Genomic DNA, 14,546 nt, shown 5'->3' on the forward strand with positions numbered 1-14,546 from the left:
AATCAAAACCAAGCGACTGTCAATTGGCGCTTTTCTACAGTCGATGCTCGCACAAAGTTCAAGCGTCTCTATCCAACTCCTAGCCTGTCATAATCTCTATGGTTAACTACTAGCCAGAATCGCCCCTTAGAAAGCGACAGGCGAGGGGAACTATCTTCAAACCCCTCTCCGATACGGAGAGAGGTTTGGCTACAGATCTGCCCGCTTGTGTCTTCCAGAGACTTGTACAAAAGGTTTAGTGTCTGACTTCAAACTCAGGTGAGATTTTCGGAATTTCTTTGAGATAAACCCGCGAAAAAGGTTCGGCTGAGCCAAGCTGGTACTGTTCAAGCAAGCCATGAGAGCGGATGGAGATAGTGTCTCCTTCCTTAATCACGACAGTAGAGTCGTGGAGAATGTCTCTCGCCAGCATCATCTCAGTTTCCGTAGGATTATCCAAGATTACAAGATTGCTGCCGTAGTAGAACATCCCATCTGCCTCTAGTACATCTTCTCTGTACTCGACAATCAGCAGATCGAGCTGGGGATTCCGGAGCAGGTTTTGAACGTTAATGTTGTAATCCTTGTTCAAGTTTTTCTCGGAACGGTTGACGAAAACTCCATCCCGACAAACTGCGCCAATTGTCCAGTCGGGGTGTCGCATCAGGATATCGTCAATGACTTCTTGAAGTTCTTGAACTGAGATCCGGTTGAAGGTGATGAATGGGATTCTGGCTTTTTCAGGGGAGTCAAAGAAGGTTTCCAGAATATGGGAAGGTACATCGACGCTGTCACCAACGGCGGGTCTAAGATGCATATAGATGCCAGGGGCAGCGTTGATTTCGATGATGCCAAACTCACCATCCTTCCAAGATTTGGATAAATCTTGGGCAATGACATCAATACCCAGGCAAGTTAGCCGGAAATGCTGGGCGATGTCTTGCGCCAGGATAATGTTGTCAGGATGAACAGTGCTTGTCTGATCGATGCTCAAGCCGCCAGCCGATAGGTTGGCAACTTTGCGAAGATAGACGGTGCGATCGCTTTCAATCACGCTATCCAGACCTAATCCCTGTTCTTCTAAGTACATTTCCATCGCTTCATCGCACTGGATCTTGCCCATTGGCGACGTTGGTGTATCTATCCTGTCTGGCTTCCGATTTTCCTGCTCGATCAATTCCGCAATCGTCGAGTGTCCATCACCCACGACTGATGCGGCGCGGCGTTCCGTCGCGGCGACGAATCTACCATTGACGCAAAGCATCCGAAAATCTGACCCTTTGTAGCTTTTTTCGACGATGATCCGGACTGGCTGCTCTTTAGGAATCGCATTGACTGCCCTGCTAAAGGCATATTTCAGTTCTTCTGAATCTTGCACATCAGCCGTTACCCCAATTCCTTTGTGGCCCACTACCGGCTTCACAGCGACGGGATAGCCAATCTCTCTAGCGGCTGCGCGAGCGTCTTCCAGTGAAGCGACGATGTCACCTTTGGGAACGGGGAATCCCAAGGTACCTAAGAAAGCTTTGCAGTCATCTTTGCGAGTGGTAAAGTCCGAATCCAGATGGCTATCGCAGTCAAAAGTCGTTGCTATCCCGCGAATCTGCTTTCTTCCATAGCCATATTGAACCAGTCCTTCGTCCCACAGATAAAAAACGGGAATTCCTTTTTCGTGAGCTGTACGCCACAGCGCATAGACTGTCGGTCCGCCGTAGACGGAGTAGCGGAACTGATCCTGCATCGCCTTGAACTGATCGTCAATCCGAAAATCTTTGCCTTGAGCGATCGCTTCAAACCAATCCCAAACACTGTAAACGACTGCCCGACTAGTGCGTGCATGAAGTGATTCTACGGCAATCTTCGTGCAAGCGGGAAGTTGCTTGATACTCCAGTGCTTGAGGTGCAGCCCCATGTCCAGTTTTCCCACTTCTGACACGGTTCGAGCGAACAGTTGGGCATAAGATTCGTAGGTTTCATCACGCAGATGGGGGTAGCGATCGCCAATAATCGATACATAATCGCTAATTGCCGGAGGTTGCGCGGACTCAGTTAGGGCGAAATCGAATATTAGCGCCCCCGTCTGCAAATACGGGTTTGGCCCCATGTAATGCTTGAAGTTAAAGATATCGAATGCATCCGTTTTTCTCGCATTGACACGGACTGCATCGGTCATTATCTCTCTGCTCATTGAGTATCTCCCGTTTTTAAACACCCTTTTTATTAACTTAGCGATTCGCTTACTTGAGCCTAATTCGATTGCATAACCTTTTCAGCTATCAAAGGGCAGAGTCAAGTCAATTCTTTTTTATTGAATTTAATGGTGAATGGTTCGTTGCCTTTCTACCATTTGCGATCGCCATTGCCCAAATCACTTAAATTTCTTTAATAAAACACTTTAAAAACCCATTTTCTTAAAGAAAATGGGTTTTCAGATTTGTGGAGTTTCCCCCTTGAAAATTTGATACAAAACCTAAGCTCGATCTACAATTTCTTTTGCTTTATCTTTGAGGTCTTCTTTTAGATGCATAGCAGCAGCTTCATCCTGCTTCATCTGACCTTCTGCTTGGTCTTTTTGGTCGCCGGTTACATGACCAAGCCCCTCTTGCACCTTGCCTTCTATGTTTTTAGCAACCGCTCTGGCTCTATCTTCTACGCTCATTTTTAGCTCCTTTACAAGGATATGTAATTTCATATACTACTCCCAGTATAAGAAGCTTAAGGGTAAAAAAGACATCCCTCGGCAGTTAGATTTTAAAGGCACAGGTAGCATTTAAAAAGTAGGATGGAAAGTGCCCACCCTACTTTCAATTAATCAAGAATTGGCTTGCGAGTTTTCAGATCAAATTTGTATCCGTGTGGAAGAATATGAAGCTTGGCTCCGCAAACTGCCAAAGGCTCATCCTTCAAAATGTCACCGATGTTGCTATGGGTAAGCTCTGACTCATCGACAATCGTGACAGCTCCTTCCCCGATTACTTCAAACTTGTTATCGCTGACTGCGATCGCTGTATTCTCGTCAATCCCAAATCCTAAGACAGCAGGCTGCTGTGCCAAGGCAGAAATTAACCGTCCCAGACGCCCACGCTGTAAGAAATGTTGATCGATGACCACTCCTGGCAAGAAGCCCATACCGGGACCCATCTCTACCACTTCAACCCGTGGATTTGTCTCAGAGTCGCCTTCAACGATCATGACATCTGGCATCATGGCAGCTCCCGCACTGGTGCCTCCCACCACGATTCCTTCAGCGTACCGTCTGTGAATCGCCTCATCGATCTGGGTACCTTTGAGGATGCTGGTGATGCGAGCCTGATCTCCGCCGGTAAAAAATACACCAGTGGCTTTCTCAATTGCCTCCAAGTAAGTGGCTGAAGTTGCATCTTCCCGCTCAACAGTATCAACGATACGAACGTCTTCGGCTCCCAGCCGCTCAAACACTCTGATATAGTTCTCTCCCACTTCTCTGGGCAGCTCTGTCGCCACGGTCATGACGACAATTCGAGCTTTAGTACCCCCGGCGCGGCGAACAAACTCTCGGAGGATTGTGCAGTCTCCCTCCTTGTCTTCTGCACCCCCGATGATCACCAACTGCCCGCTAGGTTTATTCGCTGGTACGTTTTCTTGAGCTTCCATTGATTTTATGTCCAGGTATTAATGGTTGTTTTGTGCATAAAAATACCCAGGAGATATAGAAGACTCCCAGGAAATTTTTTATGTCTCAGATTGGCTGTCCTGAATAACTAAAATAACTGCATACCGTTTGCCGCAGCTTCTTTCTAGGGATATAACTTGCAGCAAATCTGTAATTTAAAATACATAAGTCTATTTTGAAGTTTTTGACCGCTGAGCATAAATTAAGCTTGTAAGGCTGCAAAACTATATAGCTTACAATTCATTAAATCTTGCGGCTGTTATCCAGATCCTATAGCAGCAATTTTCAGATGCATAAATGAGACGCTTTGGCACACACTATTGCTGTGTTCCGGATAAGCTTTATATTGCACCATCAGCTAGCTGCATTAATTCAGATGAATTAATAAAGTAGCTTTGCTTGATGGAACAGTTGAGTTTGCGTACCCAAGACTTCGTAGAGGTCAACTGCTTGCTGCTTACCGCGAGGGATCACCCGGTCAATCAACCGACACTTGAATAACTCCGGTTGTCTCATCTGGGCAATAACGGCATCACTGGCAAGGATGTGACAGCCGTAAAGCTTTGTCAATTCTTCTAGTCGGGCGGCAGTATTCACGACATCGCCGATTACAGTAGAGTCCATGCGCCGGTCTGAACCCACTGTCCCAATCATGGCAACGCCTGTATGAATGCCGATACCAATGTTCACTGGCTGCTCCAAGTTGTATTGTTGGCGATCGCGATTAAACCGATTTAAGCTGTCTACCATCGCCACCGCCGCACTTAAAGCATCCTGTCCGTGGTTTCCCGTGCGGTCAAACACCGCCATCAGCGCATCTCCCAGAAATTTATCAATAAATCCATAATTGATGGCGATCGCTTGATTCATCTGGGTAAAGAAAGCGTTCAGCCACTCAAAGGTGTCGCTGGCTGTTTGAGTTTCAGCGATCGCGGTAAATTCTCGAATATCACAAAACAAAATCGTCAGTTCTTCTTCCCTGGCATTCCCCAGTTGAATTGACTCTACCCCTTCGGGTGCAATGCGCCTTAAGAATTGATCCGGCACAAATAGCCGAAACTTCTCTGAGAGATATTCATTGATTTGCCATGCCGCTGATAGTTGACGCTTCGTTTTTTCTTTAATTTTTTCCTGCATTTGTTGCCCGGAATGCTGCGATCGCATCTCGATCAAACGCAGAGTATTTGCAATCTTTTTCAAAAGGAGAGTAGTTTTAATCGGCTTGGTGAAGTAGTCATCACCTAATATTTCCAACCCCCGAAGCTTGGATTCTTCATCATCCAAAGCCGTCAAAAAAATCACCGGCACCGTTTGTAGCTTTGCATCCTCCCGCAACCGGCGACAAACTTCAAAGCCTCCCAGATCCGGCATCATCACATCCAGTAAAATCAAATCTGGCTGAAAATCTTTGACAACTTCCAGTGCTTGAACGCCTGATGAAGCTATTAGAGTTTCATATCCTTGTGAATACAACAACTCTTCTAGCAGCAATAAATTATTGGGTTCATCATCAACTAACAGAATGCGCGGCAAGGGCTTTGTCATGGGACTGACAATATAAGTGCAAGTGGCGCTGTTATGGAAAACTACTTCTGTTAGCCACCATTACACTCGCGCCTATGATTTTCCTTCAGTGTAACTACTTAAAACAGTTGTTCGCTGAACCAGTAATTCTAACTAGATGCCCCTGACGATTCCTAAGCTTGACAAGTTTTCTTTCAGTACAGGTAGGTAGATAGATGGAAATCTAACTCCTCCGAGGTCGCCGGTAACTGAGAGAACTTTAACATTATTGAAACACAGGACTTCGGTAAAGACAATTAACCATCTGGTAGATCGAAAAACAAACCGATCAAGAGATGATCTTTCTCCCAAAGATAGATAGCCCTTTGGTTGTAACAATTCTCGATTGGATGCAGTAAGGGTGAACCCCACCCCGTAAACCTAGAGGTCTGCCACACCTCTCAATTTGCAGATTCAAATAGGGTATAGGGTATAGGGATAGGATATCCTTGCCCCTCATGGATTCTTTGGGGTTCTAATCCTGCATAAAAGAGCGGACGGTAGTCGTGAGGAGATCGATGTCTATTGGCTTACTGATGTAACCATTTGCCCCAGCAGCCAAACAGCGATCGCGATCGCCCGCCATTGCCATTGCCGTTACTGCAATTACTGGCACCGACTTCCACAAGCGATTGGCTTTGAGCTGACGGATAATTTCAAACCCATCCACCCCCGGTAGTTGGATATCCATGACAATCAAGTGCGGCAGCGATTTAGGCGTCACAAAGGGCGATTGCAACGCTTCCATCATCGTGCGACCGTTATAAATTAACTCAACTGCATACCCTTCTAACTCAAGTACATCAGAAATCAATGCCTGATTGAAAGCTTGATCTTCCACCACCAAAACTCGCTTGGCATTCCCAGAAGATACACCACCTTTGAGAAGTGATGACTGCTGTTGGCTTGGCACTGGGTTCGCTGCCTCTGTCAACGTCTGACTCATTTCCGTTACCGGCAACCAGACGCGAAACGTACTCCCCTGATTTTCCACCGATTCCAGAGAGACGGTGCCGCCGTGGAGTTCCGCCAGTCGCTTCGTCAGCGCCAAACCTAACCCAGTTCCTTCATGTTGCCGCGTTAAGGAAGCATCCACCTGCTGGAAAGGGCGAAACAGCAAATGCCACTTATCTCTAGAAATCCCGATACCTGAGTCTTTGACTTCAAGACACAAGAAAGGCGTGCTAGGATTCACCGGGCTGCGATCCGGTCGAAATTCCCCAATCAACTGCGTGCCATAAGCCAGTCGTCCACTCAATTTAATTTGCCCGCGATCTGGGGTAAACTTGACAGCGTTGGAGAGCAAATTAATTAATATCTGGCGGACACGGCGTTCATCTAAAGATGCCTGCCCCAGCCGATAGTCTATTTCTAGGGTTAAGGCAAGTCGCTTTTTATCCGCACGGGGTTGAATCATTTGCAAACACTGCCTGCAAAGATCCAGGATGGAAACTGGCTGGAGTTCGAGTTCTGCCTTTCCGGCTTCTATTTTGGAGAGATCCAGAATGTCATTAATCAACTGCAACAGGTGTTGACCGCTTTCTTCCATCACCCGCACGTATTTAATCTGGCGTTCGTTCAAGGAACCGGCAATTTGCCGCAGCAACAAGTCCGAAAACCCTAAAATGCTGTTGAGGGGTGTCCGCAGTTCGTGGGACATGGCAGCCAGAAACTCAGACTTCATTTGGGAAGCCCGTTCTAAATTCTGATTAATTTCGCGCAGGTGTTCTTGCGCCTGTGCCCTTTCAATGGCAACGCCCAGCGTGCGACAAGCGACCAGGAGTATATCCTGTTGGGGAGCGTCCTGAAGTCTCTGATGAGTGCGCGATTCCAGCGTCAAGACACCAATGATCTTGCCATTAGCGGCGGGAATGGGAAAAATGCCCAGTTGACCAATTGCCGGATGGCGAAATGCCGACACTGCCTGGGGATGTTTAGAATAATCGTCAACAAATACTGGCTTGCCGGTTTCTACGACTTGCCACAATAACCCTTGACCATAGGGAATCCCTCGATCGAGAAAGGCTTGCATCTCGGCAACGGCAGCTTCGCCGTGAGTCGCGATGAATCGACCAGAAATTTGATTGGTGAGAATATCGGCATAGGCATCAATGCCTTGACCCGTAATTACCTTGACATCGCCGAACGCTGCACCCATTGTCTCCACCAGATAGGAAAGTGCAAATTTTCCGATTGTCTGCAAGTCGCTGGCAGGCTGCAACCGTTCCATCAAACCTACTAAAAAGGTCAGCCGCCTCACCTCAGCGTTTAAAGTTACCTGGTAGTCTTGATACCTAGTGACATCGCGGAAGGTAAACAGGCGTCCCCCATCACTCGTCAGTGTGGTATCTATCTCTAGGCAGATACCGTTAGATTGCTGTATGGGAAAGGAAATGTATTCTGTTTCGGTTTCGCTAAGGGCTGAAGCGATTTGTTCGCTCTGCTGCTGCGACCAATAGCCCTGCGCCACCACTTCAGCCAAGACTTCGCTACAATGCGGCTGTAGACCCAGCCATTCGGGGGGAAGTCCCCAAAGAAGACTGAATTTTCGATTAAACAAGACTAAGTGATGGGAGCGGTTAAACAAAGCGATCGCATGGTCTACTGGATTCAAAATGAGTTCTTGTTCCTCCTTTGACTGTTGCCCAGCAGCGATTGTCTGCTCTGGTTGCATAGTTTTTTGAGAAGTTGAGGGTGAAGAAGTCGGGAATCAGTCTAGCACCGTCTGAATCTTGTTAATGTGGCTTTCATCGTCAAAAGTAAACCTTTCTTAATCATTCTTTACTTAACAAAATCTAACATTATCGCTCATGAGTTGACCAACTAAATGTTGTGATTCAACGCACAAGGCAATAAGATCAAAATCTCACTCCATAGATGTTAGGAGTCAAACTATCCAGGGTGGTGCGATCACTTCTATCTCAAGGTAGACATGATGAAATAGAGGTCAGTTGCTCCTTAAATGGGTGAGGTGAGAGATGAGGTTTGTAGAGCAAACTTTAAATCAGGAAAATGAGTTTGAAGTCAGTCTTCCTCTGTCTGAATTTCCGGCTTCAAAACTGAAAACTCAAACAATGCTAAATACTCAAAACTCCATGTCACTGGCCCAAGAACTGGCACAGAATTGGCGAGAGCAGATTGTAACCGACTATCCCGACTCTAGCGCAGCAATGCAAGAAAGTATTACGCGCTGGCTGATCGGAGAAGATTTAGAACGATTTGAAGCCCTGAACCCAAGCCAGATGACAATTGCTCGGCAAGCAATGGAATATCGTTACCGAATTTTACGGCAGCGCTATTTAGGCGTGGGGCCAGAGCGTGCCTATCGGAATCTTACGACTCGCTTGGGCAGCTTAGTGCTGCTTCGCAATAAAATCCGTACTTGGGTGGCGCTTTCGCGCGATCGCCAGCGGGCAGTGGTCGATGTATTGCAAGAAGTAATTCAGGAACTATTACACAGCGATCGCTACATTCAACAGCAAATTGCTTGGATTGCCCAATGTACTCCTGGTGATACTCGCCTCCGCAATTCCCTACTGATGACCAGTATCGAAGAGTATTGCCTCAGACCGATTCGCAACCAACCGCTGTTAGTGTATCGGTTTGTGAATTATCTGCGGCGTTCCCAGAGAGGCGGCATGACTCACGTACCCGATGGCGAACTGGTACGGCTGGTTTCCGAAGAAGTGACGCCCGATGAAACAGACAGCCCGGTGAGTTTGCTAGACGCTCAAGCAGTCACTCAGTACCAAGAAAATCAAGTTTGGGAAGAACAACAAGCGTTACGCACCACGGTCAAGCAGGAATTTAAAGACTATCTAGCCGAAAATGTGAGTCAATCTGCTGCTGATTGGCTGACACTGTATCTGCAAGGCAAGTCCCAAGAAGCGATTGCTAGCGCCTTAAACCTACAGATCAAAGAAGTCTATCGACTGCGCGAAAAAGTCAGCTACCATGCCATTCGCGTCTTTGCTGTTAAAAGTCAGCCAGAATTAGTTGCCAGTTGGCTAGAAGCATCATTGCAAGAACACAACCTGGGGTTGACCCTAATCGAGTGGGAGCAATTCTACGCCACTCTCCCCTCCGTGCAGCGCCAGTTGATTGACGGTTTGAAAGCAGGCAAAACCCTAGACGCGATCGCTGCTGAGTTGAACCTGAAAAATCACCAAGTCATGGGCGAATGGAGCAAACTTTATCTAGCCGCTCAAGCCTTGCGGAGCGATTCTTAACCTAGTTTTCGACAACTAGCAATATTTTCTTCCCAGAGGGGTAGCATAACTATAACTATATGGATAAAACTGATTTATTCAGAACAATGTGCTAGATAATAGCTGAAACTCGATCGCAGGGGCATCTAGGATATTCACAATTCAAGTTCTGTAACTCGCCATGACCGCACTCGGAGTAACCAAGCTGCGGCTGGTAATTACTACTGGTGCTGATACCCTCTCCACTCTTTTCCTGGGTGGCTCTGATAGATGCAAATCAAATGTTTAGATTGATTGACAAGCTCCTGCCCTTTGAAGCCTGTCTGTACTATCAAATTTTGCCCATCACCTTAGAAGGCACCTGCCTGAAACTGGGCATGGTAAATCCAACAGACACAGTCTCGTTGGATTATGTCCGTCGTATCCTAACTTATCAAAACTACTCGTTAGAAACCCAGCCGATAGCCGCTGACGCTCTCCAGGCAATCCTCAGCGCGTACTTGAAACACAATACGGGCATCGGCAAACAACAAGCCCATACCGAACCGCCCACGCCGGCAACTGGACACTTAGACACGCAGCCAGATCGAGAAAGCCCAAGCAAAAATTCCGATCCGATAGAACGGCAAACCCTCCCAACTCTGATTGTCGATAGTCCGGAAGAACTGGTTGAAGTGGAGGCAGATCGCCCCAACACTCAAGTGCCGCAACCAGCTCCAGAAACACCTTTGAGAAAATCGCAGCAGGTGAAGCGCAACGCCACAGTTTCACCGGCTGGCAATCCCTCCCTCCAATGGCAAGAGCGATCGCAGCATCACTTATCTGGTTTCACTGCTAATCTGGCAGCCCTACCGCCCCAGCAGATGTTAAAAGAATTGTTAAAGCGGGTGCTGAATGGAACCATCGATCGGCTGGATTGCGAACGACAGCTCTATGAAGGAAACATTCTCTGTAGTCGAAACAATGTCTTGCAGTTTGCGATCCCAGGATTGGCGCTACCCATACTTCAAGGAGTCATCGACGAGCTAAAGCGAATCGGAAATCTGCAATTAATGCCAGTCGAACAAACCAAAATGGTGGAGATTGAGCGATGCTATCAGCACAATCATCTGTTACTGCGCTTGCAAATCATCCCTGGTGAGTACGGAGATGAGGCAGTTATGCAAGTGTTTCGCGGAGAAGCTTTGAGAGCTTATCAGCAGCAGCAACTAGAAAATCTCTGGGGGGAAGCTTTAAATCTTGCCCAGAAGCTCCAGCGCAAGATGAATCAGATATGCCATGCCAGCGCCTCAGACTCAGTTCTCCGTACTTCATCCCATCCCGCCTCAAACCCAGCTCAGATAGAAGCCCTGCCAGCCGTGCATCACTTGCTTACGAGCATAGAGCAACAACTGGAAGGACTCAAACGAATGCAGAGCGATCGCGCGAACCTTGATCCCAAGTCAAAGGACAATATGGCTCATCTGTGATGTAATGAAGAGCGTAGGAGTAACCAGCTTCTTGCCTGAAAGCTGAAGAAAAAAGCATGAATGCTCCAAGCAAGAGGCAGATCGCGATCGCTGAAGTGATAGATGAATTCAAGGCTGTAAGGTGCTACCGATTGCCTTAGCCTGCACGAACGAATTCGCACCCGTTGCAGTAGGGTAGGATAAATCATAAAGGATGAATCGACGAATATCCCAACTTAGATAATCCTATTTTCCAAGCTTGCTCGTTCAAACTTTAAACTTGATAATTCATACTTTATAGTTCACACTTCCTTTCATGCAGACCAAAGCTTTTTCTGAGCTGTTTCCCCTCTTTAACACTGCCGCTCCAGAGACATTAGAATGGCTTTTGTCTGTCGCAGTCGAACACGAGTACCCATCAGACAGAGCGGTTTTGATGGAAGACGCTTGGGGCAACGCAGTTTATTTTGTCGTGTCGGGTTGGGTGAAAGTCCGACGACTCTCTGGGGAGAATGTCGTTACCCTAGCAATCTTGGGCAAAGGTGATTTTTTTGGGGAAATGGCAATTCTTGATGAATCTCCCCGCTCAACCGATGTGATTGCCCTCTCACCCGTAGAATTGCTCAGCGTCTCTGCCCAACGCTTCATTCAAACCCTCTTCAAAGATCCGCAGTTGCACCACCGGATGTTACAACTGATGGTGAAGCGTCTGCGCCAAACGAACCTCCGCTTTCAAATGCGTCATCAACCCCCAGCCGTAAAATTAGCGAACACGCTGATTGCTTTGGGAGAAAACTATGGCGAAGCCACAGAAAAAGGAACGGAAATCTATAATATTCCCTCTAAAGATTTGGCTAACGTCACAGATATCGGCGTTGAAGACACTAGCAAAATTATCGAGAAACTGGAAAGTAAAGGCTGGATTAAAATCGATCCAGCGCAGGAGACGCTCCATCTTCTCAACATCAAGCAGCTAACGCATCTAGCAGGACGAGTTTAGTTGTGAGATTCCAGATGTTCAGATCCCTGGCTTCTCTCGCGAAGTTGAGGATCTCCCCTGCGCGAATCATTTAGGACTTATGTCGTTAATCCTTATCTCTACTAATTGAAAACCGAATTTCTGACTACCGGCTAACCACTGACCAAAAATTGCTAGTTAAATTAGTGGATATCTACGATTGATAAAAGCTAAAAATGACAGAAGCAACAGCTATTCGCCGCGATCGCTTATCCAATACCGCACCAAAAATTCATTACCAGGTGGCGATACAGGAGCCGGAATCGCATCTTTTTGACGTAACTTTTACCGTACAAAACTGGCAGTCACCGATTCTCGATTTAAAATTGCCCGTTTGGACTCCTGGTTCCTACTTGGTGCGCGAGTATTCTAAACATTTGCAAGACTTTTCGGCTGATTCCAGCGAACAACCTTTAGCGTGGCGCAAGCTTAGCAAAAATCACTGGCAAATAGAGACAAACAGTGTGTCGGAAGTTACGGTGCGTTACCGAATGTTTGCCAATGAACTAACAGTGCGAACCAATCATTTGGACGGGACTCACGGTTATTTTAACAGTGCTGCTCTGTTATTTTATATACCCGAATTTGAAAAACAACCCATTCTAGTGACGATTGTGCCGCCCAAACCCGAATGGCGCGTCACAACTCCATTACCCACGGCGGATGGGCAAGCGAACACCTTCCAAGCGCCCGATTTTGACACGCTGGTGGATAGTCCTTTTGAGATTGGTTGCCACCAGTTGTATCATTTTGAAGTTTTGGGAAAAGCTCATGAGTTAGCCATCTGGGGACAGGGGAACGCCGAACCAGAGCGGATTATTGAGGACACGCAGAAAATTATTGGGGTGGAATCCCAGATATTTGGAGGTTTACCTTATGACCGATATGTGTTTCTGTTGCATTTAGCTTCCACGGGTGCTGGAGGTTTGGAACACAAGAATGCTTGCACGTTGAATTACAATCGCTTTGGTTTCCGCGATCGCGAGAAGTACAATCGCTTTATGCAGCTGGTCGCCCACGAGTTCTTTCACCTGTGGAATGTAAAGCGCATCCGTCCTAAAGGATTGGAAGTGTTTGATTATACCGGAGAAAACTATACTCCCTCTCTGTGGTTTAGTGAGGGGACGACCAGTTATTACGACTTAGTGATTCCGTTCCGGGCAGGAATCTATGATGCAAAGTCTTTCTTGAAGGAGTTAGGCAAGGAAATCTCGCGGTTACAAACGACACCAGGGCGGCTGGTGCAACCGGCGAGTGAATCGAGTTTTGATGCCTGGATTAAGCTGTACCGACCGGATGCCAATAGTGGGAATTCCCAGATTTCCTACTATCTGAAAGGGGCGATGGTATCCTTTTTGCTGGATTTACTGATTCGAGGGCGTCATAGCAATCAGCGATCGCTCGATGATGTGATGCGGCAAATGTGGCAGCAGTTTGGACAGCCGGAAACTGGCTTCACTCCAGAACAATTGCAGCAAGTCATAGAATCAGTCGCTGACATGGATTTGAGCGACTTCTTTAAGCGCTACGTTGATGGAACTGAAGAGTTACCCTTTGACGAGTACCTGAATCCCTTCGGTTTGCGGTTAGTGGTTGAGGAAGAGGAACCCGTTCCTTTTCTCGGTGTGACGGCGAAGACGGAGAATGGGCGCGAGGCGATCAAATTTGTCGAAGCGGGTTCTCCAGCTCAGTTAGCAGGAATTGATGCGGGAGATGAATTGCTAGCAATTGACGGCTTCCGAGTGACGGCACTTTCTTTGAGCGATCGCTTGAAAGACTACCAACCGGGTAATACGATTCAGGTAACGGTTTTCCATCAAGATGAACTCCGGATGCCACTGGTGACGTTAGCAGATCCGCGCCCAAGTGCTTACAAAATTGTGCCAGTGGAGTCTCCTGACGACGCCCAAAAACACAATTTTGCCAAGTGGTTGGGATCGGGATTCTAATGGGCGAACCGACAAAGTCGGCGCTTCGCGATCGCATATTTCACATTCAGTTATCGTGAGAATGCGATCGCTTTTTCTTCTCCTAGAGGGCGATTTTTTCAGTCGGATTTGACGGATTAGGAGATGATTGCTCGATTCGCACATCCAGAGTTTGTCCACCGTTTACATGATTGTTCCAATCTCAATTTGATGTCTGGGATCGATCGCACGTCTCAACCCAAGTGGCTGAATACATGACGCAAATTTATGAAAGCATACCTACGCGCCAAAGTGAGTAAGGGCGGCGCGGAACGCGATGAACCAAACCGAGAGGGTAGCGAACAGGTAGAGGTAGAACCGAAGCATAACGAGATTGAATGTACAGTGGACGACGCTATGCAATACCCGAAAAACAACGAAGATCCACGCGGCGTTTACGTACACTGCATCGACTTGTTTTGTGACGAAAAGGTATAGCACGAGCGCATAGAAAAGTATCGGAATCTCGAACAGATTTTTTAGGTTGTCTGATGGATTGGATACGTTTCGCGGCCAGATTTGTGCGGGTGTGCTAGATGCAACAAGGTCTTGCGGACGGAGCTTCTGGCTTTTGATGAAACCCATCCGACGAATGTATCCCTCTTCTGTCACTTTCCGAGTATTCTGAATAAAAGGATTAAAAGAAAAAACTCTGGAAGGTAAGTAGGGCAATGGATGTAGAATTACAAATTCTGAAACATTTAGCAAGAG

10 protein-coding genes are annotated in these 14,546 nt (G+C 47.2%); 4 read left to right on the forward strand and 6 right to left on the reverse strand.

The features are described 5' to 3' along the window. Positions 1-235: 235 nt before the first annotated feature. The 5 genes from H6F52_RS23270 to H6F52_RS23290 all read right to left on the reverse strand — a co-directional run bounded on the left by H6F52_RS23270 (position 236) and on the right by H6F52_RS23290 (position 7,868). Positions 236-2,167, reverse strand: coding sequence for an acetate--CoA ligase family protein (locus H6F52_RS23270; RefSeq protein WP_190536879.1), 1,932 nt, complete (start codon positions 2,165-2,167; stop codon positions 236-238). 282 nt (positions 2,168-2,449) lie between these two features. Beyond that, positions 2,450-2,638, reverse strand: coding sequence for a CsbD family protein (locus H6F52_RS23275; RefSeq protein ID WP_190415139.1), 189 nt, complete (start codon positions 2,636-2,638; stop codon positions 2,450-2,452). 149 nt (positions 2,639-2,787) lie between these two features. Continuing rightward, the gene (locus tag H6F52_RS23280; RefSeq protein WP_190415138.1) at positions 2,788-3,612 is read right to left on the reverse strand and encodes a cyanophycinase; all 825 of its coding nucleotides are present in this window, start codon (positions 3,610-3,612) and stop codon (positions 2,788-2,790) included. 400 nt (positions 3,613-4,012) lie between these two features. After that, positions 4,013-5,176 (reverse strand): adenylate/guanylate cyclase domain-containing protein, encoded by a 1,164-nt coding sequence (locus tag H6F52_RS23285; protein ID WP_190536880.1) that lies wholly within the window; start codon positions 5,174-5,176, stop codon positions 4,013-4,015. A gap of 493 nt (positions 5,177-5,669) precedes the next feature. Next, entirely contained in the window at positions 5,670-7,868 is a 2,199-nt protein-coding gene (locus H6F52_RS23290) for an ATP-binding protein (protein WP_190536881.1), read from the reverse strand. 421 nt (positions 7,869-8,289) lie between these two features. Here H6F52_RS23290 and H6F52_RS23295 point away from each other — a divergent pair, with 421 nt between their 5' ends. The 4 genes from H6F52_RS23295 to H6F52_RS23310 all read left to right on the forward strand — a co-directional run bounded on the left by H6F52_RS23295 (position 8,290) and on the right by H6F52_RS23310 (position 13,817). After that, positions 8,290-9,423 (forward strand): HetZ-related protein 2, encoded by a 1,134-nt coding sequence (locus H6F52_RS23295; protein ID WP_190536883.1) that lies wholly within the window; start codon positions 8,290-8,292, stop codon positions 9,421-9,423. 260 nt (positions 9,424-9,683) lie between these two features. Continuing rightward, complete coding sequence (locus H6F52_RS23300) at positions 9,684-10,871, forward strand: hypothetical protein (RefSeq protein WP_190415135.1); 1,188 nt, start codon at positions 9,684-9,686, stop codon at positions 10,869-10,871. Positions 10,872-11,166: 295 nt separating this feature from the next. Beyond that, complete coding sequence (locus H6F52_RS23305; RefSeq protein WP_190415134.1) at positions 11,167-11,850, forward strand: Crp/Fnr family transcriptional regulator; 684 nt, start codon at positions 11,167-11,169, stop codon at positions 11,848-11,850. Between the two features lie 194 nt (positions 11,851-12,044). After that, positions 12,045-13,817, forward strand: a complete 1,773-nt coding sequence (locus tag H6F52_RS23310) for a M61 family metallopeptidase (RefSeq protein WP_190536882.1) — start codon at positions 12,045-12,047, stop codon at positions 13,815-13,817. Between the two features lie 258 nt (positions 13,818-14,075). Here the strand turns inward: H6F52_RS23310 and H6F52_RS23315 are convergent, their stop codons facing one another. Continuing rightward, positions 14,076-14,420 (reverse strand): MAPEG family protein, encoded by a 345-nt coding sequence (locus H6F52_RS23315; protein WP_190536884.1) that lies wholly within the window; start codon positions 14,418-14,420, stop codon positions 14,076-14,078. Between the last annotated feature and the right edge of the window lie 126 nt (positions 14,421-14,546).

The sequence above is a fragment of the Coleofasciculus sp. FACHB-542 genome, from assembly GCF_014695825.1.
Taxonomy (GTDB): domain Bacteria; phylum Cyanobacteriota; class Cyanobacteriia; order Cyanobacteriales; family FACHB-T130; genus FACHB-T130.

Bases quoted from the DNA above. Each gene is read 5' to 3' on its own strand.
- H6F52_RS23285 (WP_190536880.1), bottom strand. From the start codon at position 5,176: ATGACAAAGCCCTTGCCGCGCATTCTGTTAGTTGATGATGAACCCAAT.
- H6F52_RS23270 (WP_190536879.1), bottom strand. From the start codon at position 2,167: ATGAGCAGAGAGATAATGACCGATGCAGTCCGTGTCAATGCGAGAAAA.
- H6F52_RS23280 (WP_190415138.1), bottom strand. From the start codon at position 3,612: ATGGAAGCTCAAGAAAACGTACCAGCGAATAAACCTAGCGGGCAGTTG.
- H6F52_RS23295 (WP_190536883.1), top strand. From the start codon at position 8,290: ATGTCACTGGCCCAAGAACTGGCACAGAATTGGCGAGAGCAGATTGTA.
- H6F52_RS23300 (WP_190415135.1), top strand. From the start codon at position 9,684: ATGTTTAGATTGATTGACAAGCTCCTGCCCTTTGAAGCCTGTCTGTAC.
- H6F52_RS23275 (WP_190415139.1), bottom strand. From the start codon at position 2,638: ATGAGCGTAGAAGATAGAGCCAGAGCGGTTGCTAAAAACATAGAAGGC.
- H6F52_RS23305 (WP_190415134.1), top strand. From the start codon at position 11,167: ATGCAGACCAAAGCTTTTTCTGAGCTGTTTCCCCTCTTTAACACTGCC.
- H6F52_RS23315 (WP_190536884.1), bottom strand. From the start codon at position 14,420: ATGGGTTTCATCAAAAGCCAGAAGCTCCGTCCGCAAGACCTTGTTGCA.
- H6F52_RS23310 (WP_190536882.1), top strand. From the start codon at position 12,045: ATGACAGAAGCAACAGCTATTCGCCGCGATCGCTTATCCAATACCGCA.
- H6F52_RS23290 (WP_190536881.1), bottom strand. From the start codon at position 7,868: ATGCAACCAGAGCAGACAATCGCTGCTGGGCAACAGTCAAAGGAGGAA.